This is a genomic window from Marinobacter antarcticus, from assembly GCF_011049865.1.
Taxonomy (GTDB): domain Bacteria; phylum Pseudomonadota; class Gammaproteobacteria; order Pseudomonadales; family Oleiphilaceae; genus Marinobacter; species Marinobacter antarcticus_A.
The window spans coordinates 1-26,011 of sequence record NZ_DRGY01000119.1 but is presented as its reverse complement, the minus strand read 5'-3'; the positions used below and the strand labels follow the sequence as shown (position 1 = coordinate 26,011).

Annotated in this window: 24 protein-coding genes; 13 read left to right on the top strand and 11 right to left on the bottom strand. The window is 54.4% G+C overall.

Annotated features, from left to right (window positions below; translation table 11 throughout):
* Window positions 1-34 precede the first annotated feature (34 nt).
* Both ENI00_RS14780 and ENI00_RS14775 read left to right on the top strand, forming a co-directional pair.
* The gene (locus ENI00_RS14780) at window positions 35-1,384 is read left to right on the top strand and encodes a cache domain-containing protein (protein WP_304104062.1); all 1,350 of its coding nucleotides are present in this window, start codon (window positions 35-37) and stop codon (window positions 1,382-1,384) included.
* Between the two features lie 54 nt (window positions 1,385-1,438).
* Window positions 1,439-2,080 (top strand): response regulator transcription factor, encoded by a 642-nt coding sequence (locus tag ENI00_RS14775; RefSeq protein WP_304104060.1) that lies wholly within the window; start codon window positions 1,439-1,441, stop codon window positions 2,078-2,080.
* Window positions 2,081-2,088: 8 nt separating this feature from the next.
* On the opposite strand, the gene ENI00_RS14770 is transcribed toward ENI00_RS14775, so the two are convergent.
* Together ENI00_RS14770 and ENI00_RS14765 are read right to left on the bottom strand one after the other, a co-directional pair.
* Window positions 2,089-3,978 (bottom strand): potassium transporter Kup, encoded by a 1,890-nt coding sequence (locus tag ENI00_RS14770; RefSeq protein ID WP_304104058.1) that lies wholly within the window; start codon window positions 3,976-3,978, stop codon window positions 2,089-2,091.
* Window positions 3,979-4,134: 156 nt separating this feature from the next.
* Complete coding sequence (locus tag ENI00_RS14765) at window positions 4,135-4,737, bottom strand: cysteine hydrolase family protein (protein ID WP_304104056.1); 603 nt, start codon at window positions 4,735-4,737, stop codon at window positions 4,135-4,137.
* A gap of 201 nt (window positions 4,738-4,938) precedes the next feature.
* On the opposite strand from ENI00_RS14765, the gene ENI00_RS14760 reads away from it, so the two are divergent.
* Window positions 4,939-5,934: an NADP-dependent oxidoreductase gene (locus ENI00_RS14760; protein WP_304104054.1), complete on the top strand. Its 996-nt coding sequence runs from the start codon at window positions 4,939-4,941 to the stop codon at window positions 5,932-5,934.
* A 64-nt stretch (window positions 5,935-5,998) separates the two neighbouring features.
* On the opposite strand, the gene ENI00_RS14755 is transcribed toward ENI00_RS14760, so the two are convergent.
* Window positions 5,999-8,431, bottom strand: coding sequence for a response regulator (locus tag ENI00_RS14755; protein ID WP_304104052.1), 2,433 nt, complete (start codon window positions 8,429-8,431; stop codon window positions 5,999-6,001).
* Between the two features lie 213 nt (window positions 8,432-8,644).
* On the opposite strand from ENI00_RS14755, the gene mscL reads away from it, so the two are divergent.
* Entirely contained in the window at window positions 8,645-9,049 is a 405-nt protein-coding gene (gene mscL, locus ENI00_RS14750; RefSeq protein ID WP_304104050.1) for a large-conductance mechanosensitive channel protein MscL, read from the top strand.
* A 35-nt stretch (window positions 9,050-9,084) separates the two neighbouring features.
* Window positions 9,085-10,371 carry a diguanylate cyclase domain-containing protein gene (locus ENI00_RS14745; protein ID WP_304104048.1) on the top strand — a complete coding sequence of 429 codons (1,287 nt, stop codon included), beginning with the start codon at window positions 9,085-9,087 and terminating at the stop codon, window positions 10,369-10,371.
* On the opposite strand, the gene ENI00_RS14740 is transcribed toward ENI00_RS14745, so the two are convergent.
* From ENI00_RS14740 to ENI00_RS14730, 3 genes are all read right to left on the bottom strand, one after another.
* Entirely contained in the window at window positions 10,363-12,171 is a 1,809-nt protein-coding gene (locus tag ENI00_RS14740; protein WP_304104046.1) for a PHA/PHB synthase family protein, read from the bottom strand. The genes ENI00_RS14745 and ENI00_RS14740 overlap by 9 nt on opposite strands.
* A 51-nt stretch (window positions 12,172-12,222) precedes the next feature.
* Window positions 12,223-12,978 (bottom strand): 3-oxoacyl-[acyl-carrier-protein] reductase, encoded by a 756-nt coding sequence (fabG, locus tag ENI00_RS14735; protein ID WP_304104044.1) that lies wholly within the window; start codon window positions 12,976-12,978, stop codon window positions 12,223-12,225.
* 107 nt (window positions 12,979-13,085) lie between these two features.
* A complete protein-coding gene (locus ENI00_RS14730) occupies window positions 13,086-14,249 on the bottom strand; it encodes a polyhydroxyalkanoate depolymerase (RefSeq protein ID WP_414674264.1) in 1,164 nt (387 codons plus the stop codon).
* A 136-nt stretch (window positions 14,250-14,385) separates the two neighbouring features.
* On the opposite strand from ENI00_RS14730, the gene ENI00_RS14725 reads away from it, so the two are divergent.
* Entirely contained in the window at window positions 14,386-16,269 is a 1,884-nt protein-coding gene (locus ENI00_RS14725) for a monovalent cation:proton antiporter-2 (CPA2) family protein (protein ID WP_304104040.1), read from the top strand.
* Between the two features lie 28 nt (window positions 16,270-16,297).
* On the opposite strand, the gene ENI00_RS14720 is transcribed toward ENI00_RS14725, so the two are convergent.
* Together ENI00_RS14720 and ENI00_RS14715 are read right to left on the bottom strand one after the other, a co-directional pair.
* Entirely contained in the window at window positions 16,298-17,506 is a 1,209-nt protein-coding gene (locus tag ENI00_RS14720; protein ID WP_304104037.1) for an MFS transporter, read from the bottom strand.
* A gap of 4 nt (window positions 17,507-17,510) precedes the next feature.
* On the bottom strand, window positions 17,511-18,131 hold the full coding sequence (locus ENI00_RS14715; RefSeq protein WP_304104035.1) for a flavin reductase family protein: 621 nt from the start codon (window positions 18,129-18,131) through the stop codon (window positions 17,511-17,513).
* 555 nt (window positions 18,132-18,686) lie between these two features.
* Here ENI00_RS14715 and ENI00_RS14710 point away from each other — a divergent pair.
* On the top strand, window positions 18,687-19,565 hold the full coding sequence (locus tag ENI00_RS14710; protein ID WP_304104033.1) for an alpha/beta fold hydrolase: 879 nt from the start codon (window positions 18,687-18,689) through the stop codon (window positions 19,563-19,565).
* A gap of 190 nt (window positions 19,566-19,755) precedes the next feature.
* Here the strand turns inward: ENI00_RS14710 and ENI00_RS14705 are convergent, their stop codons facing one another.
* Window positions 19,756-20,829 carry a hypothetical protein gene (locus tag ENI00_RS14705; protein WP_304104031.1) on the bottom strand — a complete coding sequence of 358 codons (1,074 nt, stop codon included), beginning with the start codon at window positions 20,827-20,829 and terminating at the stop codon, window positions 19,756-19,758.
* Between the two features lie 234 nt (window positions 20,830-21,063).
* On the opposite strand from ENI00_RS14705, the gene ENI00_RS14700 reads away from it, so the two are divergent.
* Window positions 21,064-21,345, top strand: coding sequence for a hypothetical protein (locus ENI00_RS14700; RefSeq protein WP_304104029.1), 282 nt, complete (start codon window positions 21,064-21,066; stop codon window positions 21,343-21,345).
* Here ENI00_RS14700 and ENI00_RS14695 read toward each other — a convergent pair.
* Complete coding sequence (locus tag ENI00_RS14695; protein WP_304104022.1) at window positions 21,342-22,292, bottom strand: LysR family transcriptional regulator; 951 nt, start codon at window positions 22,290-22,292, stop codon at window positions 21,342-21,344. The two genes, ENI00_RS14700 and ENI00_RS14695, sit on opposite strands and share 4 nt — an antisense overlap.
* An 88-nt stretch (window positions 22,293-22,380) precedes the next feature.
* Between ENI00_RS14695 and ENI00_RS14690 the strand changes: the two genes are divergently transcribed.
* The 4 genes from ENI00_RS14690 (at window position 22,381) to ENI00_RS14675 (ending at window position 24,241) form a co-directional block, all read left to right on the top strand.
* Complete coding sequence (locus tag ENI00_RS14690) at window positions 22,381-23,130, top strand: NAD(P)H-dependent oxidoreductase (RefSeq protein ID WP_304104020.1); 750 nt, start codon at window positions 22,381-22,383, stop codon at window positions 23,128-23,130.
* Between the two features lie 71 nt (window positions 23,131-23,201).
* Window positions 23,202-23,393 carry a hypothetical protein gene (locus ENI00_RS14685; RefSeq protein WP_304104018.1) on the top strand — a complete coding sequence of 64 codons (192 nt, stop codon included), beginning with the start codon at window positions 23,202-23,204 and terminating at the stop codon, window positions 23,391-23,393.
* Window positions 23,394-23,445: 52 nt separating this feature from the next.
* On the top strand, window positions 23,446-23,790 hold the full coding sequence (locus ENI00_RS14680) for a PBPRA1643 family SWIM/SEC-C metal-binding motif protein (RefSeq protein WP_304104017.1): 345 nt from the start codon (window positions 23,446-23,448) through the stop codon (window positions 23,788-23,790).
* A 19-nt stretch (window positions 23,791-23,809) separates the two neighbouring features.
* Complete coding sequence (locus ENI00_RS14675; protein ID WP_304104015.1) at window positions 23,810-24,241, top strand: DUF3010 family protein; 432 nt, start codon at window positions 23,810-23,812, stop codon at window positions 24,239-24,241.
* Window positions 24,242-24,276: 35 nt separating this feature from the next.
* Here the strand turns inward: ENI00_RS14675 and ENI00_RS14670 are convergent, their stop codons facing one another.
* Window positions 24,277-24,786: an acyl-CoA thioesterase gene (locus ENI00_RS14670; RefSeq protein WP_304104013.1), complete on the bottom strand. Its 510-nt coding sequence runs from the start codon at window positions 24,784-24,786 to the stop codon at window positions 24,277-24,279.
* A 171-nt stretch (window positions 24,787-24,957) separates the two neighbouring features.
* Between ENI00_RS14670 and ENI00_RS14665 the strand changes: the two genes are divergently transcribed.
* Window positions 24,958-25,920, top strand: a complete 963-nt coding sequence (locus ENI00_RS14665; protein ID WP_304104012.1) for a DnaJ C-terminal domain-containing protein — start codon at window positions 24,958-24,960, stop codon at window positions 25,918-25,920.
* The last annotated feature ends 91 nt before the right edge of the window (window positions 25,921-26,011 follow it).

The window sequence follows — 26,011 nt, the reverse complement described above, 5'->3', positions numbered from 1 at the left end:
CTGCGCTTTTTCTCGTATTAGTTGGACCACATAAATGTCCCTAAGAACAAAATTGATATTGCTTGCGTTGGTTCCACTGTTGGTTGTTACCGGAATATTTTCAGTGGTAACTCTGCATCAGGGCGATATTCTGACCAAACGGGAACTGCAGGTTTTTGAGCAGAACCTGCGACGGTCCAAGGAAACCGCGTTGAAAGACTATGTGTCTATCATGCGCACCGCCATCGACTTTATCCGGCAGAGCTCCGCCACCGATGAGGAGGCCCGTAAACGGGTTGTGGCCTTGATGCAGAAGGCCTCGTTCAGCGATGACGGCTATTTTTACGCTTACAATAAAGAGGGGCTGACCCTGGTTCATGCCACTCAACCTGGTTTGGTGGGGCAGGACCTGTACAATTTTCAGGACAGTAGCGGCAATTATCTGATTCAGAATCTGATACGCATCGCTGAAAATGGCGGTGGCTATTATCAGTATATGTGGCAACAGCCGACCACCGGTAAAGAAGTGGATAAGGTTGGCTATGTCGAACAGATTGCGGATTGGCAGTGGATGTTCGGCACGGGATTGTACATTGATGACATTGCCACCGAGATGCGGTTGATCGAAGCCGGTGTGGATGCCAACGTCAAGCAAACCTTACTGGCCATTCTGGCGTCGTTGTTGCTGGCAATTGGCGTTATTGTGTCTATTGGGGTTCTGTTCAACGTGCATGAAAATCGCCTGGCAGACCAGAATCTCAAAGAACTGAGCCACAAAACAGTTCAGCATCAAGAGGAGGAACGGCGCCGGGTTTCGAGGGAGTTGCATGACGGCATCAATCAATTGCTGGTGTCTGTAAAATACCGGTTGGAAACCGCGATGACTCATATTCCTGTGTCTGAATCTGCCGCCCACGAATCCTTGATGAAAGGTGGAGAAGTGCTGAACCGGGCAATTCAGGAGGTGCGGTCTATTTCCCATGATTTGCGCCCCAGCGTGTTGGATGACCTGGGGTTGATGGCAGCGCTTAATCAGTTGTTGGACGATTTTCGCGAGCGCAGCGGTATCGACCTAGACATTGATATTCAGTCCCCGCAGAGCGATATTGCGGAGGAGGTTGCCACAACCCTGTATCGCATTGTTCAGGAGGCGCTGTCGAACATCGAAAAGCACGCCCGGGCGTCCAAGCTGGTATTGAGTTTGAACGAAGACGCGGAAGGGCTTTTTTTGTGCATTACGGACAACGGCGTGGGAATCGTGGAAAAGGATGTCTACGCTTCGAGGGGCATTGGGTTACGTAACATGCGCGAGCGAGTGGAGTTTCTGGGCGGGGAGTTTTGGGTCTCGCGCCGGCCCGGTAACGGAACCCGTATCACGGCCTCGTTCAAAGAATTTCAGGCGTAGTCGAACCCATATTGACACGCACAGAGCTGCTGTAAATCTGACGGTACCAGTCATATGAGTGAACCAGGATCTGTATTGAAAGTCATGTTGGTGGATGACCATATATTGGTCCTGGAAGGCATCAGGGCGCGGTTGCAGCAGGAAAAAGGGATAGACGTAGTAGGCCAGGCCACCGACGGCAACAAAGCACTTGAGCTGGTGAACGACCTGAAGCCAGACGTTGTCATGATGGACATCAGCATGCCCAACATGAACGGGATAGAAGCGACAAAAATTTTCAAAGAGCGCTATCCCGATCTGAAAATCCTTATTCTCAGCATGCACGACAACCGGGAATATATTTCGCAGTTGATGTTTCACGGTGCCAAAGGCTACATTCTGAAAGATGTATCGGCTGACGAGATGGTTCGTGCCCTCAGAACGGTGGCCGACGGTGCCACCTATATCTGCTGCGCGGCCACAGAGACGTTATTTCGCCACGGCGAACCAATCGATACGGGCGAGAGTAAACTTACCCGGCGTGAAGAGGCCATTCTTGGCAGAGTGGCCAAAGGATTCAGCAGCAAAGCGATATCCAACGAATTGAACATCAGCGTGAGAACCGTTGAATCCCATCGTCAGAATATTAAAACCAAGCTGCATTTGAATACGACCGCAGAGCTGACCAAGTATGCGTATGATCAGGAGCTGCTTTAGCCGAGCCATCAAATACCCAGTTGCAGCCCGATTTCAATCACCCGGCCAGAGGGAATCCGGTACAGGGACGTCGCATGCAGGGTATTGCGCACCATTAACGCAAAAAGTTTGTCGCGCCACGCCATCATGCCGTCTTTCTTCCGGTCTGCAATCACCGATATCCGCCCCACGAAATAGGTCGCATCGTCCAGATCAGCCGGTAACTCGCGATGTTCAATGCAGTAGGACAAATCCGACGGAATATTGAATCCCTGCATGAAGCCATAGTTGAGTTTGACCTCATACAGGCCCTCGCCGAACGCCTTCACTTGCATGCGTTCGTCATTGGACACCCGCGGTTTACGCGTCATTTTCACGTTAACGATCACGATCGTCTCAGGCAGCAGAATGTTGTGCTTTTTCAGCTGTAACAACGCATTGGGCACTTCTCCCGTGCGCCCAGTAAAAAATATGCCGGTGCCGGGCGCGCGTTGGGGTGGCTCGTGCTCGAGATGTCCCAGCAGCGTTTCAACGGTAATGGTATTGGCTTCGTAGGATTGGAGTAAAAGCTCGGTGCCACGGCGCCAGGTGACGATCACAGTGAAGATGATCGCCCCCATGGCGACCGGAAACCAACCACCTCGCGGGATGGTTTCCGCGTTGGCGGTAAGAAACGCCAGGTCAACCGTCAGAAACAGCAGCAGAAAAGTGCTCGCCTTGGCCAGGCTCCAGCCGCCGCGCTCCCGGGCCACATTGAATGCCAAAATGGTGGTCACCAGCATGGTGGCGTTCACACTGACACCGTAGGCCGCCGCCAGATTGTTTGAGGAGCGGAACGTCAGCACCAGGGCGACCGCAGCGATCATCAAAAACCAGTTGATACCCGGCATGTAAATCTGGCCGTGGGAGTGCTCAGACGTTTGTTGTACCCGCAAGCGCGGCATAAAACCAAGCTGCACCGCTTGCCGGGTGAGAGAGAACGCGCCTGTGATGACTGCCTGAGAAGCAATGATGGTGGCGGCCGTGGCCAAGCCCACGAGAGGAAACAGCGCCCAGTCTGGCGCCAGATGAAAAAACGGCTGCAGAGTGCCTTCGGGTTTGTCGAGCAGCAGAGCGCCCTGGCCGAAATAGTTCAGCAACAGGGCCGGCAGCACAAAGCAGAACCAGACCAGCCGTATCGGGGTTACGCCAAAATGGCCCAGGTCGGCGTAAAGGGCCTCCCCACCAGTGGCGACCAGAAACACCCCGATTAGTACCAGAAAACCCGTAAGATTATTGCCGGCGAGAAACTGCACCGCGTACCAGGGAGCCACGGCTTTCAGCACTTCCGGGTGATCCATAATGCTGTTGATCCCGAGCGCCGCCAACGTCAGAAACCAGACCACCATGATGGGGCCGAACATTGCCCCTACCTTGGCTGTGCCGAACTTCTGCATGGCAAACAACATCACAAGAATGGTGACGGTGATGGGTAGCACATAGTTGTGCAACGTCGGTGCGGCCACTTCCAGACCCTCCACGGCACTGAGCACCGAGATGGCGGGCGTCAGCATGGTGCCGCCATAGAGCAGGCCAGCGCCGAACAGACCGAGCAGAATCAGCGTGCGCCGGCGCCGGCTGTCCTGATCTTTATCTGGCCGTAACAGCGCCAGCAACGCAAAAATACCGCCTTCGCCATGGTTGTTGGCGCGGAGAATAAAGACCATATACTTCAGGGAAATAACGATGATTAGCGCCCAGAAGATCAGCGACAAAATGCCAAGAATGTTGGCTTCTGTGATGGGCAAAGGACTGACCCCGCGAAAGCACTCACGCAGGGCGTAGATCGGGCTGGTGCCTATGTCGCCGTAGACGATTCCCAGCACCGCCAAACCGACCGCTGTGCGGCCGGGTTTCGTGGCCTCTTCGGATTCAGCCATCGCTACTTCCTTCTTCTTGGGTCTGAGTAATTTATACAGTCTAGTTTAGTTGTGGAACTATTGAGGAAGGTTACTGATTCATAGATTCCGAGCCGAGGGGCCGGGAGAGCCGGGCGCTCACGCATTATGCGAGTTAGCAACCCGGCAACAGATTGATCAGGCCGGCAAGTCCGTGACCTGGTCCACAACGGCAGCGTAAAGATCCTGCGTTGAAGCCAATGCGCCATCGTGTACTTCCTGGGCAGACAGTATCTTGCCGTTAGCCGATTTGAGCGCGCGGGTGGCGGTTGTGCTGGCCACTACGGTGGGTGAATACCCCAGGTTAAACCCGCCGTGTGCGGTGGAATTGACGCACATATGGGTCATGAAGCCCGCGAGAATGATGTTTTTAACGCCCTTCGCTTTGAGCTGGTCATCCAGATCCGTCTGTACAAACGAGTTCGGAAAGTTTTTGGTAATGACCGGCTCGTTGTCTTTCGGCGCAACGGCGTCGGCAATGGCGCCAATGTGGGCGTTAACGTCATAGGGAGAACCCGGGCCGGCATCGTGACGAATATGAAATACCGGAATGCCTTTGGCGCGAGCCAATTCCAGAAGTTTTCGACCCTCTTCCATGGCTTCGTTGGCGCCTTCAAGCTTCATGACGCCCTCAAGATACGTGTTCTGGTAGTCGATCATGATCAGAGCCGAATCGGACAGGCTTGAGGGTGCGGGGCTCAGGCCGTTCAGTTCTCTGAGTGTGGTTGATGCTGTTGTCATGATGGTTCTCCGGCGGTTGGTTTTGAAGCAATAGCGTAATATGCGCTCCTTGCGCGGTATATACGACGAAAACGTCGTTTCGATGGGCTTTTGGCCGTGTGCCTTTTTAACGTTTGGCAACCTGCCCTTTTATTCAATGCCATGGCACCCATATCCGTAGTAGATGATGGTTCCATTAATCACCGCAGGAGATATGTGCGAATGAGTACTTACAAAGCGATTAACCTGATCAAGCACAACGAAGGGAAGGTTGGCCCGGAACTGTTCGAGGTGGTGGAAAAGACCGTTCCGGAACCCGCCGACGGCGAATTTCTGATCAAGCAAACCTACATGTCCCTTGATCCGGCCATGATGGGCTGGATGACCTCAGACACCGACAGCTACATTCCACGGGTGGAGCTGGGCACCGTCATGCGTTCATCGGGCATCGGCGAAGTTGTTGCGTCCAACAACGCTGACTTTGCGGTGGGCGACCAGGTCATGGGGATGTTTGGCTGGCAGGAGATGGTTCTCACAGACGGTGCGGGCGTAAGCAAGGTAGATAAAGCCTTGCAGCCGGAAATGGCATTGTCGGTGTTTGCGCTCCCGGGACTGACGGCCACCCAAGGGCTTTATAGCTGCGGACATCCCGAGGCGGGAGAAACGCTGGTGGTATCAGGCGCGGCCGGCTCTGTCGGTTCCATCGTGGGGCAATTAGCCAAGGCCGATGGCTTGCGCGTGATTGGCGTGGTCGGCACCGATGAGAAAGCGAACTGGATTGTTAACGACTTGGGCTTCGACGGTGCGGTGAACTACAAGACGGATGACCTGGGCGCGAAACTGAACGAATTGGCACCTGAAGGCATCGATGTTTACTTCGAGAACACCGGTGGCCCGATTCAGAACGCCGTGTTCGAGCGGATGAATGCCCACGGTCGTATTGTGGTGTGCGGGATGATTGCCGATTACGCCTCCGCTAATCCAAGCCCTGGCCCCAACTGGATGCGCATCATCAAGAAACGCCTGTCCATTCAAGGGTTCACCATGCCTGATCACATGCACAAGGCGCAGGAACTGCGGGCCAAGCTCGCGCCCTATGTTCAGAACGGACAGGTCAAATACCGGGCACACGTTCTGGAAGGGCTGGAGTCGGCTATGAACGGCTTGACCCTGTTCCTGACCGGTGAGAACAAAGGCAAGTTGATGGTAAAGCTTTAATTCCGGCTTTGTCTGAGCACTGCACAGAGTCCGCGTGACTGTGCAGCGTGGTTTCAGCCGATGGTCATAGATCGTAGCTCATGGCCACCTTCGGTTCCTGGATGAAGTAGCCCTGAAAATTGCGAATGTCGCGTTCCCAGAACCAGGACAGCGCTTTGGCGTCTTCTACGCCGGTTATCACAATGTGCTGGCTGGAGTTGAGGGTGGCCTTCAGTCGCTCCAGGAGTTGCTCCAGAATCGGTGTTTGCTGAACGCGGGCGCCGAGTGTCGGCACCAGTTTCACGAAATCCACCCAGCCAAGTTCCTTTAGTAGCTCCACCGATGCAGTGTCTGTGTCAACGTGTTCGATGATGAGCCCGCAGCCCATGTTATGAACCAGCTTCGCTATCTTTTTCGCCTTGGGAACATCTTTTAATACGGTCGGGCATGAAAGCGCCAGGTAAATACGGCGTTCGCCTTTGATGCGAGCGTTGCGAATGGCCGTGCTCAGCAACGTAAGCAAACGCTCCACCTCGACCATGGGGGAGGACAGCTTTATGCTGACTGAATGGCTGGCGGAGGCTTTGCCCTCCAGCAGTGTCAGGCTTTCTACGGCATGTTGAATGACCCAGCGATCCAGCTCATAGAACTGGCTTCGGGTGCCTTGAGGCAAGCAGGGCAGGAACTGCGAAGGCAGAAACACGGCATTGTTTTCGTCCACCAATCGCACCTGCGCTTCGAATAGCGTGTGGTCAGTTTCCATGTTGACGATGGGTTGGTAGTGGAGCTTGAACGCCTGCGCTGCGATCAATTCTTTGATTCGATCGTTCAGTCTGGATTCGGGAGGGCGTTCGGGCGTCTGTTGCCACACCAGAGAGTTGCTGCCGGACTGCATGGCTTTGCCACAGGCCTTTTCGACCTCATTCAATGCTTTGTCTTCATCCGGAGTCGCGTTCAGGGTCAGTGCGCCCAAGCTCAGAGTGACCGGTGCGGGGGTATTCTTCAAGGCCCAGGCGGGGTTGTTCAGGTTGTAATGGAAGCGCTCAAGGAAGGCTTTGCCATCGTCGGCGGCCTTTGCGGTTAGCCGGAACAGGAAGCTGCCTCCTCCCAGAGCGCAGCCCGAGTCGCCAACGGCGAGTTGGTTCGCGAAGAGCTTTTCCATGCTTGCGTTCAGGTTTGCCATGGCGCGGGCACCGTGCTGGGCTCTCAGGTACTCCTGGTTGTCTATGCTGGCCTGCACCAGGTAGTGCGCCTGATCTTCCGTGTCGTTCTCAATGTTGGCGAGCAGGTCAACGAGTTCAGTCAGGAAATAGTCGTAATTTTGCAGGCTGCGGGATTCTTTGCGCTGGCTGACCAGGTTGATGCGCGCTGCAATCAGTTTGGCTTTCATCAAATGCCGGTGCAAAGAGCTCAGGAAGTTTTCGCTGTCCAATGGCTTCTGGAAGAGCTCGTTACCCGCAATGCTGTGCTGTTCAAACAGCTCTTGTGTTTCAGGCGAGGCCGATACAAAAAGAATCGGGATGGTCATGTAGCGAGCGTCTTGCCTGAGCACCCGTGCAAGCTCTATGCCCCGGCATCCGGGCATGTCGTGATCAAGCACGATGGCATCGGGCTGGAACTGTTCGATATGCTCCAGTACGCGTGCCGGTTGGCTCAGGCCTGCAACTTCATAGCCTTCTTCGGTCAGCATCACGTTGTAGTGGGCGAGGAGATCAATGTCGTCGTCCACCCAGAGTATCCTTGGCCGGCCAGTAGGAGTGTTCTCCAGCAACTGGTGCATGCGTTTTTTGAGCACGCCCATGTCGATCGGTTTGGTCAGGTAGATGTCTGCGCCCGCTCTCAATGCCCGCATGCGGGCGACCATGTCGCTTCTGGCAGACATCACGATCACCGGGGTATTGGCGCCCGTTTGGTGTCTCGTGCGCTCCAGCCAGCCAATACCCTCCAGAGGGCCCTGGGGAAAGCCTATGTCCAGTAGAATCAAATCATGGAAGCGCTGGTCGGTTCGCTGATTGTAGGTGTCTGGGTCTTCAAACGTTTCGGCGCAATAACCTTGTTGTTCCAGCCAGTTTTTCAGATGTGCGGCCTGGTTTGCATCGTCTTCAATAACGGCGATGCGAAACGGCTGGTCTTTGTCAGTGGAGATTTGTGGTTCGCTGGCAGTCGCTTCACTTTTGGTGTCAGCGTGAGAGGCCGCTTCAATAGCGCGTTCGAGGGCTTTAAGTGAGCGGTCAATTTGCTGGCGCTCTGCGGCGTTAGCATCGGGCTTCACGAGTAGCGATTGTAGCTGTTCTTCAAGTATGCGCGCGGTATCGCTGATATCGGGAAACTGAAAGGTGGCGCCGCTGCCGTTCAGCTTGTGGGCGCAGTGGTGCATGAACGCGAGCGCTTTCGGATCCCAACTAACGTGCAGGAGTCGGTTCCAGGAATCTCTGAGCTCCCCCATGCGATTGGGCAGGCCGGCAATGTATCTGTTTTTAAGTTTCTTGAGCTTCTGCCCTGGACTGGCTTCAGCCATTGCTGTACCTCTTGTATCTTGGAATTGAACGCTGCGGCTACTTCGCTATGTGGCATCCTCCACTGTGAATATAACCTTCTTTATGGTTACTTACTGCTTAACAATTTTAAAGCTGTACACAAAGTGATTGTCAGCCTAAATTCATCAGGAAATACCCTGTGGCTATTCTTGCCGCATGGGTTTGGGTGAATCACTCTAACAGAGGGTTGGCTTATGAGCATGATGAAGGAATTCAAGGCGTTTGCGATGCGCGGCAATGTGATCGATATGGCCGTCGGTATCATCATCGGTGTCGCGTTCGGGAAGATTGTTTCGTCATTCGTGGCGGATATCATCATGCCACCACTGGGTATGTTGCTGGGGAATGTTAACTTCACTAACCTGGCCGTTGTGCTGAAGCCGGCAACGGCGGATGTGGCTGCCGTCACCTTGAATTACGGGATGTTTATTCAGACGATAGTGGATTTCCTGATCGTGGCGCTTGCAATATTTTTTGTTGTAAAATGGATGAACTTCCTGAAGAAGAAAGAAGTAGCCGTGCCTGCACCCCCTCCTTTAGCGACCAGGGAAGAAACGCTTCTGGGTGAGATCAGAGACCTTCTGAAGCAGAAACCATAAGATGTCCCATAAACCCGACCCGGGTAGGAGCTCGAATGTCGGATGCCGTTATCAAGGGCGAGCAGTTCATAAAAATCATCATTGATAACGCGCCAAATATGATGGGCTACTGGGACAGGGATTTACGCTGTCGCTACGCCAACGTCGCCTACAGTGAGTGGTTCGGAATGCCGCCCGAGGAGATTATCGGGATCGGATTCCAGGAACTGGTGGGCGAGCAATTGTTCACGCTGAACGAGCCGCATATTCGCGCAGCTCTGGCGGGCGAGCCGCAGCGTTTTGAGCGCACTCTGAACAAAACCGATGGCAGTGTGGGGCATATCATCGGGCATTACATTCCCGATGTTGATGCCGACGGCACGGTCAAGGGGTTTTCAATTCAGGCCAGTGAAGTAACGAGTCTCAAGGAGGTTGAGGCGAAGCTCAAGCTGGCAGCGTGTGTGTTCGAGAATACGCTTGATGGCGTTATGATCACAGATGTTGATGGAACCATCTTGTCGGTTAATCCGGGATTCGTTGAGATTACCGGCTATACCGCTGATGAGGCCGTCGGACAAAACCCCCGTATTTTGCAATCCAACCGTCACGATCGGGCTTTCCACGCGTCCCTGTGGAAAGAGATTCAGGCCAACAGTCTTTGGCATGGTGAGATATGGAACCGCCGTAAAGACGGGGAGCTCTACCTGCAGCGTATGACCATCAGTATGGTGCTCGGCGACAATGGCGAACCCTCGCGCTATGTCTCTGTGTTCAGTGATATTACGGCGCTCTCTCGCAAGGATGAATACATCAAACACCTGGCGTTTCACGATGCCTTGACCGATTTGCCCAATCGTACGTTGCTGATGGACAGGATTGATCAAAAACTTCTGCATTCTGATCGTGATCAGAGCCAATTCGCATTGATGTTTCTTGATCTTGACGGTTTCAAGCTCGTCAATGACCAGCTCGGTCACTGCGTTGGCGACGACCTGTTAAAAGATGTGGCAAAACGGCTGTTGGCGCTGGTGCGAAGATCTGACACCGTGGCCCGTGTCGGTGGGGACGAATTCATATTCATCCTTAACGATCCGCAGGGAAAAGACGAAATTACCGACGTGGCGAATCGTATCGTCAGCTCAATTAACGAGCCAACAGACATTCTGGATGGAGTGCTCCATATAGGGGTATCCATTGGCATTGCCATGTTCCCGTCAGACGGGCAGACGTCTGTTGAGTTAATTCGAAACGCTGACACGGCAATGTATGCGGCAAAAGCCTCGGGCACCAATCGCATCAGCTTTTTCTCCGCTGATCGCTTTGGATGCAACGGGTCAATCTAACGTTGACTGGCCCTGAACATAAGCTCCGGGAGCTGGCTCAATCACCGGCAGCTCGCCTTCTCCAGCGGTTCGGGCTTTCACCTCCCCACCCCCAAACTGTTCAATCCAGGCAGCCCAGTCGGGCCACCAGGAACCTTCAAACTGTTTAGCGCCTGTTAACCACGCATCCGGCGTAGGGCTGTTGTCTTCGTTGAGGCGGTAACCGTACTTCTTTCGGTCTGGCGGGTTGATGATTCCGGCAATGTGCCCGGAGCCGCCGAGTATGAAGCGCACGGGGCCTGCGAAACAGCGTGAGCCCTTGTAACTGGAGGTCCAGGGGGCAATGTGGTCTTCTATGGCCGATGCAAAGTAGCTCGGCACTTTGACCTTGCCCAGATCAATCGGAGTGCCGGCCAGTTCAATGCCGCCGGGCTCTCGCACCCGGTTTTGCATATACATGTTGCGCAAGTAGAAACTGTGCATGGCGGCAGGCATGCGGGTGGCGTCGGCGTTCCAGTACAGCAGATCAAAGGGCGCTGTGTCCCGACCGAGCAGGTAGTTGTTAACAAAGAATGACCAGATCAGGCTGTTGGCTCGCAACATGTTGAAGGCGGTCGCCATGGAGGCACCGTCAAGATAGCCCTGTTTGTTCATGGCTTTCTCGAGTTTGCTGATGGCGTCTTCATCAATGAACACTTCCAGATCACCAACGTCTGAAAAGTCCAGTAAACTGTTGAGAAACGTCGCGCTTTTGATTCGATCGTCGTCGCGGGCTGCAAGCCAGGCCAGGGTGCAGCCAAGCAGGGTGCCGCCAATGCAGTAGCCGACGGTATTGAGCTCGCGCTCGCCGGTTGCTCGTTCAATGGCATCCATGGCAGCGATGGGGCCTTCGAGCATGTAGTCTTCGAAGCTCTTGTGCGCCAGTGCCGCCCCCGGGTTGATCCAGGAGATAACAAACACCGTGTGGCCGTGTTCGACCCAATACCGGATGAACGATTTTTTCTCACCCAGATCGAGAATATAGTATTTGTTGATCCAGGGCGGAACCACCAACAGGGGCCGACGATGCACAGCATCGGTGGTTGGCTTGTACTGAATCAACTGCATTAGCTCGTTCTGAAAAACAACGTCGCCCGGGGTGTTCGCCAGATTGCCACCCACCGTAAACGCGTCCGGGTCAGACATCCGAAAGGGCAGGGGGCCGTGGCCCTGATCCAGATCACGCATCAGGTTGCCCAGGCCGCGCAAGAGGTTTGTGCCCCGGGTTCGGATGGTTGTGCGCAGTACTTCAGGGTTGCTGAGAATAAAGTTGCTGGGGGCGAGCGCGTCGGTCATCTGGCCGGTGAAGAATCGAAGTTTTCGCCTGGTGTGCTTGTCCATACCGCGCACGTCGTCGATGGTGTCCATGATCCAGCGATTCGACAGCAAGTAAGCTTGTTTGATGACGTTGAACGCCAGGATTTCGTCCCAACCCTGGTCCCGGAAGCGTGCGTCGCCCTGTTCGGGTTCTATTACGGCTAATGGTTTGTTGCGAATGCTGCTGGACACCAGGCCCGACCAGAATCGAGTGCTGTCTCTGATAAGACGCATTTGCGCGAGGATCACGGTGTCTGGCTGGGTTGCGAGCTTTCCGGTCAGGGATACAAAAGGCTTGGCCATGCTTTTGATGCTGACGGGGCTGGGCGGGCTGGGGCGCAACCGACGCATAAGAGAGCGTTTCAGCAGGTTGCCACCGTGCACGCTTACTTTGAGCACGGTGTTGCGCACGACATTGAGCTCGGATTCTTCCGGGTGCTCGGTTTTAATCGGTTTTTCAGACATGATCACACTCTCTGGCCGGGGTTTACCCGGGATCACGGGGGGTCTATATCTTTACATATATACGCCGCCGTTCACGTTAATCTGCTGGCCGGTGATGTAGTCTCCTTCCGCCGCCAGAAACACCACTGCCCGGGCGATTTCCTCGGGTTGGCCAAAGCGCCCCATGGGTACCCGTGCGACGATTTGAGAGCGAATGTTCTCGGGCACCTGAGCAAGCATTTCTGTTTCGGTAAAGCCTGGCGCAATAGCGTTGACGGTAATGTTGTACTTCGCCATTTCCAACGCCAGAGTTTTGGTGAACGCGATGATGCCACCCTTGCTCGCTGCGTAGTTAGCCTGCCCGAAGTTGCCGGCCTGGCCTACGAAAGAGGTGATGTTGACGATGCGACCGTATTTCTGTTCCATCATAATGTTCAGCACTTCGGAACAGGTTGCGTAAACACTCCCCAGGTTGGTATCCAGAACGTGGTTCCAGTCATCGTCGGTGAGTTTTCTCATGGATTTGTCGCGGGTTATGCCGGCGTTGTTCACCAGAATGTCGATGCGCCCCCACGTCTTGAACACATCCTGTACCACACCGCGGGCCGCGGGCATTGTGGAAAGGTCCGCTTTGATAGCCAGTGCGCGAACCCCGGCCTCCTCAATTTCCCTGACGACTTCGTCGGCGTCGGACTGGCGTGAGCAGAAGTTGATTGCGACGTCTGCACCGCGTTGAGCGAGTTGAAGTGCAATGTGTCGGCCGATGCCACGAGATGCGCCGGTAACGAGGGCTACCTTACCTTTCAGGTCTTGCATGACACTCTTCATATCCTTCTCCCTGGAGCGATGCTTTCATTTGAAGCTAGCAGAGGCCCCGCGACATCTCAAGGTAACCGTCCAAAGAAGCTTTCTAAAAACCCCGCCCAAACAACCCGTCATGCCGCACGGATAAAATCCCGTAACCGGGGCGCAATGGTTTCGCGCCACTGGCTACCGTTGAATACACCGTAATGGCCAACACCCGGTTGCAAGTGATGCAGTCGGCGAGCTTCCGGCACGTTGACGCACAGATCGTGGGCAGCTCGGGTTTGGCCCGGGCTGGAAATGTCGTCTTTCTCGCCCTCGATCGTCATCAAGGCGGTGTCGCGAATGGCGGCCGGGTTCACCAGCCGGCCATGGTGTTTAAAACAGCCCCGGGCCAGGTGGAACTCTTGGAAGACACGCTGAATGGTGTCCAGATAATACGTTGCCGGCAGATCCATTACCGCCAGGTATTCGTTGTAGAAGTCGCGGTGGCGGCTGACTTTACCGGCCTCACCATCGCGAATGGATGTGAACAGGCCACGATAGGCATCCACATGGCGGTTGAGATTCATGTTCACAAATCCTGCCAACTGCAGGAATCCGGGATACACCTTGCGCAGGGCGCCCGGGTAGGGCGCGGGCACAGGGTGTACGAGGTTGCGTTTGAACCAGCTCAATTTGTGTTTGGTCGCCAGCTTGCAGGGCGTGGTGGGGTCAACTCTGCCGTCTATTGGGCCGCTCATCAGCGTTAGCGAACGAGGTGTCGCCGGATGGCCGTCTTCAGCCATAATGGCGGTTGCTGCAAGTACCGGCACCACAGGCTGGCAAACTGCCAGTACGTGCGTGTCTGGGCCCAGGTGGTCGATAAAGTCGATAACGTAGTCGATGTAGTCGTCGAGGCCAAAATCGCCTGCGGACAACGGAACCTGGCACGCATCACGCCAGTCGGTAATATACACGTCGTGATCCGGCAGCATGGCTTCTACGGTGCCGCGTAGCAGCGAGGCAAAGTGGCCGGACAGAGGCGCGACGATGAGTAGCTTGGGGTCATCTGGCCGCTCCACGTTGCGCTGAAAGTGCTTCAGTTGTGCAAAGGATTTGCGGCTCGTGATGACTTCACGAACGTCGACTTGCTTGCCATCACACAGGGTTGTGTGCAAATTAAACGCGGGTTTCGAGTAACGCCGGGTGAGGTCTCCGAACACGCCGTAGGCTGAGGCGATGCTGCGGGCTCCGGGAACGTGTGAAAAAGGGCTTAAGGGGTGTTGAAGCAACTTGCTCTGGGCGCCGGTCATCATGCGTACGGGGTTCAACGCGGCGCGGCCTATTTCATGGGCAAAATACATCATGGCATGGTCCTGAACGGGCTTTGGGAGCCACTGTGAAAATTACATTACCACATTTTTTTGCAAACAAGGTTGTGACCTACCGATGACCACCTATTTCATTCAGGCGTTTATTTACTTGCTGGCGGCGGTGATTGCGGTACCACTGGCAAAACGTTTTGGCCTGGGCTCGGTGCTGGGTTACCTGGCTGCCGGCGTGGCGATCGGGCCTGTGATGGGTTTGGTGGGTCAGGAATCCGATACGATTCAGCATTTTGCGGAATTTGGCGTTGTGATGATGTTGTTTTTAGTGGGCATGGAGCTTGACCCAAAATCGCTCTGGGCCCAGAAAGCGCGCCTTGTAGGGCTTGGTGGTCTTCAGGTCGCGCTGACAGCGGCGGCGGGAATGGCGGTCGCCTGGTGGCTTGGCCTGCAATGGCAGACGGCATTGACCATTGGCCTGATTTTCGCGCTGTCGTCTACCGCGATCGTGTTGCAAACCCTGAATGAGAAGGGTCTGGCGAAAACGGCGGGCGGCCGCAGCGCGTTTGCGGTGTTGCTGTTTCAGGACATCGCCGTTATACCGATGCTTGCTCTGATTCCGCTTTTGGCGTTGCCAGGTTTGAAGGGTGGGCCCGGCTCATCGTTCAGTGACGATTCCGGTTTTAGCCTGGTTGCAGGTCTGCCGGGGTGGGGGCATGCTCTGGTTGTGGTGGGGGCGATTGCAGCGGTTATTGTTGGCGGCTATTACCTGAGCCGTCCGTTGTTTCGCTATGTGGTGCAGTCCCGGCTGCGAGAGATTTTTACTGCCACTGCCTTGATGCTGGTTATTGGTATTGCTGCACTCATGAGCATCGTCAACTTGTCGCCGGCCCTTGGGGCTTTTCTGGCCGGTGTCATATTGGGTAACAGTGAATTTCGCCATGAGCTCAAAGCCAGCATCGAGCCGTTCAAGGGCCTGCTGTTGGGCCTGTTTTTCATCACCGTGGGCGCCGGGATCAATTTTGAAGTTCTGGCGGCTCAGTGGGGCATTGTTGTAGCCCTGGTGGTGGCAGTCATTGTGGTAAAAGCGTTGATTCTGCTGGTTCTTGCGTTGAAGTTCGGCGTTCACGGCAGCAATGGCTGGCTGTTCACCCTTGGGTTGGCGCAAGCCGGCGAGTTCGGTTTTGTGTTGCTCACCTACAGTGTTCAAAACCGGGTGATACCGGCCGATATCGCGCAGATTCTCTCTTTGGTGGTGGCGCTGTCGATGTTCCTCACACCGCTGCTGTTCATCGTTTATGATCGTGTTGTGCTGCCTCGGTACCGGCGTTCGACAAACGACGAGCGGGAAGCCGATGCCATTGATGAAGAGGCGCCGGTCATCGTGGCTGGAGTGGGGCGTTTTGGACAGGTTATCTACCGGTTACTGCGAGCCAACAACATCCCCGTGGTGGTGCTCGATCACGAAATTGAACAGATTGAAAATGTTCGTAAAGTCAATATCAAGAGCTTTTTTGGTGATGCCAGCCGACCCGGGTTGCTGGAAACCGCGGGCATTGAACAGGCGCGTCTGTTGGTTGTTGCGATTGACGATCGCGAACGCACGTTGGATATAGTGAAGCATGTAAAGAAGTTCTTCCCGGGGATCTGGGTATTGGCGCGGGCATTCGACCGTGGCCATGGCTACCAGCTTCGGGAAGCCGGTGCTGACGATGTGGTCAGTGAGACTTACCATTCTGCATTGGAGCTTGGTGGGCATGCGCTCACGGCTCTGGGGGTTCATCCGATGCGTGCGCGGCAGATGACTTGGGCGTTTATTGACCATGAGATGGCCCACGAAAACGAGCTATTCGAGGCCTGGAAGGAAATTGAGGAAGGCATCAGTTTCAACCGTCGTTATGGCGAGCTGTTCATAAAACTGGAAGAGGCGCTCAGCAGCACTATGCACCGGGATTGGGAAGAGCCCAGAACTGAAGATGTTCCGGTCTGGACGCCGCCCGACAAGTGAATAGCGAAGCCTGACATCTGATTTTTGATCAATTCGTGTGGTGGCCACGTTTTAAAAGAATCAGCAAAGCCAAAGCCGCCATAAAACCTACAAAAACAGAGAAGATAAAGCCCGTCGTTTTGAGGCTGATCACGCTGGCCATTAAACCGATGCCAATCACCGGCACGGAGATGGCGATGTAGGCCACAATAAAGAACGTTGAGGTAACGGCCGCGCGCTCCTCTGGTGGACTGGCTTCGGCAATAGCGCCCATGCCGGCGCGAAAGGCAATGCCCTGTCCCGTTCCAGCGATGAGTGCGCCGGCCATGAACAGGGCGAGCGATTGCATCTGGATACCGAGCGCGACCGGCGCAACGCCTGCCACGAGGGTGGCGCACCCGATGGGCAAACGCAGGCGCAGGGGCAGTTTACCCTGCAGAAACTGGCCGAGCGTTGAGGCAATAAAGATACTGCCCGCGACAACCCCGATCAGCAGCCGGTTATCGTAACCCAGCACATTGCCCATCATCGCCGGCGCAATCGAGGTGAAAAAGCCGCACACTGCAAAACCCGCAAAACCTGCAATGGCAGCCGGCACAAACACACTGCGAACGTCCGGAGGCACGTTCAGTCGCTGCAATGACAGCTTCGGATGAGTGGGTTTTTTTACGGTTTCAGGCGCCAACCACACGCAGGCGAAGGCCAGGACGGCAAGCCCGATGTGCACAAGGTACGTCAACACCAGTGGCGTCGGCAGGTATTGTGACAGTGCGCCCGCGAGCATGGGGCCAAGACCCAAGCCACCCATGTTCGCGGCGGTTGCGACAAACGTCGCCCGCTCGCGCCATTGGGGCGGCGCCAGTTCCAACACCGCCACGGTCGCGGTGCCGGTAAAAATGCCGGCCGAGATCCCGGATAGCACGCGGCCTGCAAGAATCATCGCCAGACCGTCGGTTTGCCAAAAAACCAGATCACTGACAATGGAGCACAGGAGACCACCAAGCAGTAATGGCCTGCGGCCCAGTTGATCAGACCAGCGTCCGGTAGCGACCAACGCGGCTATCACACCGAAGGCGTAAGCCGCAAAGATGATCGTGATCATCAGCTGGGAAAACCCGAAGGCTTCCCGGTAGATGGGGTACAGCGGGGTCGGCATGGTGGTGCCGATCATCACAACGCTGAACGAGAAGGCAACACCGAGAAATGCCAGGCAGGCTGTTAAGCTGCGAGGATTCATGTTCGACGTGGATGGTTGCATGGACTTACCCAGGCCGGTGCATCTGAAACCTGTTTGACGCGTTTACCGTGAAGTAATCGGCAGGCCCGCCGCCGCGCATCACGGGTTCGGCCGCTGCGGTGTCGTATACGCCATCCTTCAGCAGGTGCTGTGCGATATGCACGCCGACAACTTCACCGAATACCATCCAGGTGTCTGTTTCCTGCCCGTCAGCGCCCTTGAGGCGAAGCACTTGGGAAACGCGACACTCCATGGTGACCGGGCTTTCCGCCACGTGCGGTGCCGAGATCACCCGGGAGGGCTCTGGTGTGAGACCGGAGAGTACAAATTCATCAACTTCCGGCCCCACCGCGGCGCAACTTTCATTCATCGCCTCACTGAGTGAGCGGGTTACCAGGTTCCAGCAAAATTCGCCGGTTTCTTCGGCGTTGCGCACGGAATCCTTGTAACCGATGCTGCAGAACCCGACGACCGGGGGCTTATAGTTGAACGCGTTGAAGAAGCTGTAAGGCGCAAGGTTGAGCACGCCGTCACGGCTTTTGGAGGATATCCATCCTATGGGGCGAGGAGCCACCAGCGCATTGAAAGGATCGTGCGCCAGCCCGTGGCCATTGGCGGGTTCGTAGAAGTGGCTGTTTTCGGGCATAAAGCGCTCCTCGGGAGTTGGTTAATTTGTCGGTTGGATGGACGCCATGCGTGTCAGCGTGGCAACCGTTCCCAGATTGTAACTTCAGACAAGGTGTGCTGGTGCATGTGTTCGGTTTCACGAATGACGAAGGGCACCTTTCTGGGTTCCCCGTCTTTTTTGGAACCACCGATCCACTCGGCCCTGGGCGTGTGCTCCTCCAACCCGAGTTCCTTCAGAGTAAGGGTATGATAACTGACCAGCTAGGCTTCTACGACAAGTGAGTATCGAACGTAATTCTGGTCAGCCCCGGTCAGCCCTGGTCATGACGGCGGATCCACGCAGCGATAAAACGCCTCGAGCATGCTGTATGCGCCTTCAGTTACCATCGTTGAAATTTACCGTGTGTTTGAATGGGTTTATCGCGAATATACACGTAAGGCATTTGGCTTGCGCACTTCGATGATGTCAGGATAAAGCCCTAAATCCTGTTAATAAATGCCTCCAATAAGGGCCTCCAATAAGGGCCTCCAATAAGGGCCTCCAATAAATTCCCACGAAGGATCAATCCCTGCGATGCTATTAAACGCGCCCAGAGAGTTGTCTACACCCCGCGGCAGGTTTGCCTATCGAGACACCGGCAGCGGCGGTGCTCCGTTGGTAATGATTCATGGCTGGCCGGAAAGCTCCTATTCCTGGCAGCACGTCAGCCGCCATCTGGACGCCGGTTTTCAGGTTATTGCGCCGGACCTGCGTGGGCTGGGCGACAGTGAGCGCACGGTTGGCGAGGCGCATTACCACAAAGCCGAGCTTGCGCAGGATGTTATCAGCATGCTCGACGCGTTGGGAATAGAGCAGTTTCAACTGGTAGGGCACGATTGGGGTGGCATTGTTGCCCAGGAAATTGCGCTGGCGATACCCGAGCGGGTTACACGATTGGGCATCATGAATATTGCTGTGATCAATAATCTGAAAGGTAACATGGAAGTGGTTAATAAAGTGCGCTCAAGCGGCGGGGCAATCTATTGGTATCAGCATTTTCAGCAAGCGCCTGGCTTGGCAGAAGCAATGATTCCGGGAAATGAGGTAGCCTGGCTTCGATACTTTTTGAAAGGAGCCGAGCACCCTGTACCGGAAGATTCCATTGCAGAATACGTGCGTATGTACGCCATCCCCGATACACCAGCTTGCGCAGCCAACTATTACCGCACCTTCAATAATGACGCCAAACGTTGGGCGACCCTGACCGATCATGTGTGGCCGATGCCGAGTATTTATATCTACGGCAACCGGGACAAAGTCATCATTCCGGAATATCTGAATCACATTGAAGGCTGTTTTAAGGCTATTCGGGTTGTTCAGGTAAAGGCGGGCCACTTTCTTCATGAGGAGAAGCCGGAAGAAGTTGCAGCGACTATCAATGGCTTTTTTCAACCTGCGCCGGTCGCGTCATAATGGGTCTGTGCTTGCTATGAAATTTCCGATTGTTACCGTTACGCTGGTTTCAGCAGCGTTGCTGCTTGTGCTCTGGGATCAAACCCGCGATCAGCCACAACCCGTTGATGCAAGTCGCTTCACGGACCTGTCGAAAAATCCCGTTGTGCTTGGCACAGCCGTAGATTGGGTGGTCACGCAAGTGCCCGTTTTATGTGAACAGGCCACCGGTCAGACCAACGGCGACGAGGGCTATTCCGCCTGTGTGACGCGAGCAAAGGCACGGTCCTCGGCCTGTCGCCGTGGGGTTTATGACCACTTTCCAAGCATTGTGGCCTCGGATGCAGTTTTTCGGGATATGTCGATTACGTTGATCGATTGTTTTGTGCGTAAATCCAAATAGGCACGTCTCCGGCGTGTACGGCAAGGGCTTATGACGTTTCTGGGTAATTGCTTCTAAGCGTTGCTTGTTGACGCAAGATTCTTCCGGTTCACTGTCGGATGTCGCTATTTTGGGTGGGGGCGGCGCCCAGGCTTTTAGCAACTGCCCCGCTTCCTGATAAAAGTGAGGCACAGCTTTTTCCAACTCCTCTACAAATACCTTTCGTCCGTTGAATTTGCCGGCGAGATCAATCTCATAAACGACTTCAAGCGCTGTAGCGGCAGTGTTGGAAGTATCGGAATCGAGCAACTCAGGCGAATCGCGCAAGTCTTTTAACGCTTGATAAGTTGCCTCCGCTTTGCCGGGCCTCGTTGCGCGAATATAAAAACCCTTGGGATCCGTCTTTTTAAGTTGGCGCAGGATCCAGTTGGTTCTCGCTTTGGTGCTTTGCTTATCCTTGGGTGCCGTGAGATGCATAGAACAATAAATCATGCGTCTTTGCAGATCCGCTGTAACGTCGAGGTCGGCAGCAGCATTGATGATGTTGAGAGAGCATTGCAGGGAAGGAGCCTTGCAAAAAGCGTCTGCATCGTCTTTCAAGCGTTTGGCAGGATCAAGACGGTGGTCGTTCTTCAATTTTAGCGATACATCGCTAACTGTGAGGCGGGACATTATCAGGCAAAGATCTCGTTGCTCCTGATGCCAGGCCGCAATTGTGTTTTGAACGTCATCGCTTGCTTTTGCAAGGGGCGCGTTGCTTTTAACTTTGTTTACTACATCTTTCCACTCAGAGTTCATTTGATCAAAATGATTAATGCCGGATTTTTCGCTTTCCAGGTAGCGCAGTATCTCGCTGAGGATAAAGACTTGATCTCCATCGTCAACACCGTCGTTTTTGAGCAATAGTTGGCACTGAGTTCTGATAAATGCCCATGACCAGTGATACAGAGCGAAGGCCCGCGAGTAAAACGGAAACAGACTTTTGCTCTCGAGCGCTGTCTGCAGTTATCGGAATCAGTCGGGCCGGCTCTCCGCCAGCAAGGAAGTCAGGACGGTTGGTCACAGCTAGCTCCATGCTTTTATTCGATTTAGTTTCCTAATTAAGAGTAGCAGTGATGCCTGGTTGCGCCTGTTTGAATGGTAAGGAATTGTAAAACCTGTGATGCAGGCAACACTCATTTCGGGAATAGTATTCCGGACAAGTCCCGTAAAGCGGGAAAAACACTCGATGTCCCTGTGCGCAAGCCTTCTATATCGGAGCGACAAAAAGCTGAGGCGGTGGCTGAATCAATCCGGCAGGCGGCAGAATGGGCCCGTAAATGGCGCTTTGAACAGCGTGAGCGTATTGACGCCGGCGCAGAGCAACCTGATCAAACGATTAATCCGGACACGCTCACCAAGCCCTCCCCACCGAACTAACTCAGACCCGGTAAGGCTCGCCTGACGAGGGACGCAGGTTTACCCTTTCTTCGATTTTTATCACAGATGTAGCGCAGGCTTTCTCTGATCTCTGAGAGAAAAGTGCGTATTCGCGTTACCCGCCGTAAGTCCGGATGAGTCAGCAGCCACAGTTGGGTCGTCAATTCCGGAACGGGTTCGGTAAGCCGTTTGAGGTGCCCGTCGGTATCCCCGATGTAACAGGGCAGTACGGTGATTCCTGAGCCCGCCTGCGCTGCTCTTTGCATCCCCAACATCGAGTCGACACGATAGTGGCAATGATCGCCGCGCCCACTTTCGGCCATCCATTTTTCCAGCGTTGCATCGCCCATGTGTATGTCTGGCCCTATCCAGGACTGTGTTGAAAGGTTTTTAACTGGCAACGGGCAGTGGGTGGTTTGCCATTGTTCTCGCTGGCCGTAAATAGCTTGATTTATGTCCCCGATCCGTCGACCAATGAGTGTTTCCGGCGGAGTGCGGGTGGGGCGTATGGCAATATCGGCTTCGCGCTTGGAGAGGCTGTGAAGATGGTTGGAGATGACGACTTCCAACTCGATTTCCGGATGTCTTGTACGAAAGCTCGCAAAAATCTCGGCAAGAATGCCGAAAAACAAAGTATCTGTGGTGGTAACGCGAATGGTGCCGGTTAGCTTTAGATCTTGCCCTGCAATGCGCCGCTCGGCGCCCAGCACTTCCGCTTGAATGCGGGCGGCAGAAGCTGCCAGATCTTCGCCAGCCATGGTTTGGGTATAGCCAGTGCGTGTCCTGTTGAATAGGCTCACGCCGAGCCTTTTCTCCATGTCCGTCAAACGCCGAAAAATGGTGGCATGGCTCACATGCAGGCGTCGCCCGGCACCTGACAGAGAACCGGTTTCTGCTATCGCAAGCACAATCTCGAGGTCATTCCAACGAATAGACTGTTCATTCATGCAAATTAGAATGTCATATTTTCGGAATGTCTGTTCTTAAATGAACAGGCTAGCCTGTCATCAGACATAGGGAAAGAGGTGTTTTTGTATGAACGTGCTTATATTGTTGGCCCATCCAGAGCGGGCATCATTTAATGGCGGGCTGGTCGATTTGGCAGAAGAGTCGATGAAACAAGCCGGTCATGAGGTTGAGATAGACGATCTTTACGGGGAAAGTTTTGATCCGGTTGAACGGGCATCCTGGTATACGCAAAAAGCGAATCGCACGTATTTTGCACCACTGACTGAGCAGCGGGCTCACTATCAGAGCAATTCATTGCCCGAAGACGTTCAGCGGGAAATTTCCCGGCTGGAATGGGCAGACCTTGTGATTTTCCAATTTCCTCTTTGGTGGCACGCCCAGCCGGCGATACTCAAAGGCTGGTTTGACAGAGTGTTGGTATACGGAGGACTTTACTCTGGGAGCATGCGCTACAACCACGGATATTTTCGAGGCAAGCGAGCTATTTGTTCCGTCACTACCGGCTCGCCGGAACATGCATTTATGCCGTTTGGGCGTGCCGGCAACATAGTGGAATGGTTGTGGCCGACCCACTCGTCGCTGTATTACGTGGGGTATGAGGTGTTGGCACCTCAGGTGACTTATGGGGTTCAGGGCGGCGGCATTGCTTATCAACAAGAAGACTCATTCAGTAATCATCTGGAAACCGCGAAGAAGGTTTGGGCTTCACGGTTATCGGGGTTGGTGGGCGAGTCCTCTATTCCGTTTACCGGATGGGATGACTGGGATGTGAACGGGGTACTGAAAACCAGCCACCCAATGCGTTGGCGGCTATGATCAGTTTGCTCATGCCAAAACAGTCAGTCTCCCAGAAATAGTGGGAACAGAATTCAGTAGCCGAGGCATTCGTGAAAAAAGACTTTTTTGCACACAAGGCGCACTCCTGTGGACAAAATCCTGATCGCGTCAATAACGTAAGCAACATCGCCACGGTCGCCCGTCAGGCGGGTTTTGAAAACGTCGAGGTGGTGTCTGCCAGTGTGATCAAAAGGGAGACCGGCGATTACCCCGTGTTTTTGCTGATCGCCTCAAGGGTATAGCCAGTGATATTGTACGCGCAACCTTCCTTCTCCCAAGTACCGGGATTTCAGTATGTCTGATAAATTTTTCTTTAAAGGCCGGCAGGATGCGCGCCAGCACCACACTGCCCATGGCGGCTTCAAGACCAATGCCAGCCAAAAAAGCGGTAGCAGGAAATATCCGTTGACGCTCGTTGTTACCAGTGAAGCCCGCAAGCAGGAAGTTGAAGCTCTGGCGGCTAAAGCTCATCTGCACGCGAACATTACACTCGATACCCGCGAGGGCGCTGAGGAATCAATTGCTGAGCTGACGGCCATTCTGAACATGGGCGGTACCGTTACGCAGGCTAAAACGCCTTCCCGCAACGATCCGTGCAGTTGCGGCAGTGGTCTCAAATTCAAGAAATGCTGTGCCTGATACCCAAAGAGGAATGCCCATGCTTGTTTGTGGTGTTGAGCTGAGCGGAAGCGATGCCGTGGTGTGCTTGTTGAACCTGGAGATGGGGCAGTTCAGCCTGCCCGAAAGCAAGGTTCGTAAAATCACCCTGAAGAAGAATCACACCGGTGAAGATCTGCGGCAGTTTCAGGCGGCTTTTGCCGAGTTTTTGGCGGAACACGACGTTAAAAAAGTGGCGATCAAAGAGCGCATGCCCAAGGGCAAATTTGCCGGCGGTGCGATCAGCTTCAAGATGGAAGCGGCTATTCAACTGATGTCGGGGACGGATGTGGAGGTTCGCCTGCTGCAGCCTGCGACAATAAAATCCACGCTGTCATCTAACCCTTTGCCGATTCCGTTTGCCGAGACGGGTTTGAAGGTATTTCAGGAGACCGCATTTGTTGCAGCTTATGTGGGGCATCTGGCGAAATAGCGCCCTGACTGCCGCGCTAAAGCATTTCGGCTCGGCTAATTGTCTTCGTCATCCGCCACTTTCGCCAGTTGGGCTCGAGTCTTAAGCCTCCCCTCTCTGCGGATTTCTGCGTTACCAAAGCGTCGCTTTTGTTCCTCGCCGTCCGGAATAACGCCGGGAACGTCCACGGGCGTGTCGTTTGCATCCAGCGCTACAAACGTGAAGAAGGCAGATAGGATATGCCGGGTCTCGCCGGTGTAGCTGTTCTCGGCCTCAACGCGGGCGCCAATTTCCATAGAGGATCCCCAGCTGCGATTTAGCGATAAACTGAATAGCAGTGTATCGTTGCCTTTGGCAGGGGCGCGAAAATGAATGGAATCCACCGCGGCCGTCACGCAAACGTGAGCCGAGTGGCGCTCGGCAACCACCAGCGATAGGCGGTCGCATTTTGCCATGATCATGCCGCCGAATACGGTGTCGTGGGCGTTCATGTCATTGGGGAACACTTTGTAAACGTGTTTCTCAATGGCGGATGCGGATACGGATTTGGACGGCTTTTCGGGCATAACATCCTTTCTCTGTGTGGGTTTTGGGCTAAGATTGCTCTTTAGCTTACTCTTTGGATTATTCTCTACATTACACCATCTTTGATAGCGCCGGGTTGAGCTTGTATTTCTGACATCTGGGCCAATTATATAAAGCCAGAGAACAATGTTTGACCAAATGCGAGGAGTTCAATGGACTTCAAGGATTATTACGCGGTATTCGGTGTGAGCGAGTCTGCCTCCGCTGAGGAGATCAAAAAGGCGTACCGGAAGCTGGCCCGGAAGTATCATCCGGACGTCAGTAAGGAAGACAACGCCGACGAAAAATTCAAAGATCTCGGTGAGGCTTACGAAGTTCTGAAAGACCCGGAGAAACGCGGCGAATACGATCAGTTGCGCAAACACGGCGCGCAGGCAGACGGTTCGTTTCAGCCGCCTCCGGGATGGCAAAGCTCATCGGGATTTGGCGGTGGTGGTTACACCGATGCAGATTCCAGCCAGTTCAGTGATTTCTTTGAAGAAATGTTCGGTGGTGGCAGAAGAGCTGGCCGCGGCGCGGCTGGAGGCTTCCGGCAGAACGTGCGTATGCGTGGGGAAGATGTTCACGCCCGGTTGTCGTTGTTTTTGGAAGAGGTTTTCCACGGCTGTGACAAGCAGGTATCCTTTACGGTACACGAAGCCGATAAGCAGGGTCGCATTGTGGCCCGTCAGAAAAACCTGAAAGTAAAAATTCCGGCCGGTATGCGCGAAGGGCAGCACCTGCGTTTGAAAGCTCAGGGTTCTCCGGGGTCTGGCGGCGGTGGTCCGGGCGATTTGCTGATTGAGATCGAATTGGCGCCACACCCGATGTTCAGTGTTGAAGGCAGGGATGTGGTGGTGACGGTTCCGATAGCACCCTGGGAAGCGGCGCTGGGCGCAACTGTAACGGTGCCCACGGTAGGCTCAAAGGCTAATGTAAAAGTGCCCAAGGGAACGTCGTCGGGGCGTAAGCTTCGGCTCAAAGGCAAGGGGTTACCGGGCAAGCACCCGGGAGACCAGATGGTGATTCTTCAGATAGCGATACCCGAACAGCACTCTGCAGAAGCAGAAAAGCTCTACGAACAGCTTGCCGAGGCTGAGAAAGCATTCGATCCACGCAGCAAACTCCATCTGTGAAGGGGAGAGTAAAGGATGAGTGAGAAACACAGCATTCTGACCGTTGAAGTGGTGGACCCTGATGGCAGCACGTTTACCCTTCACGATGTGT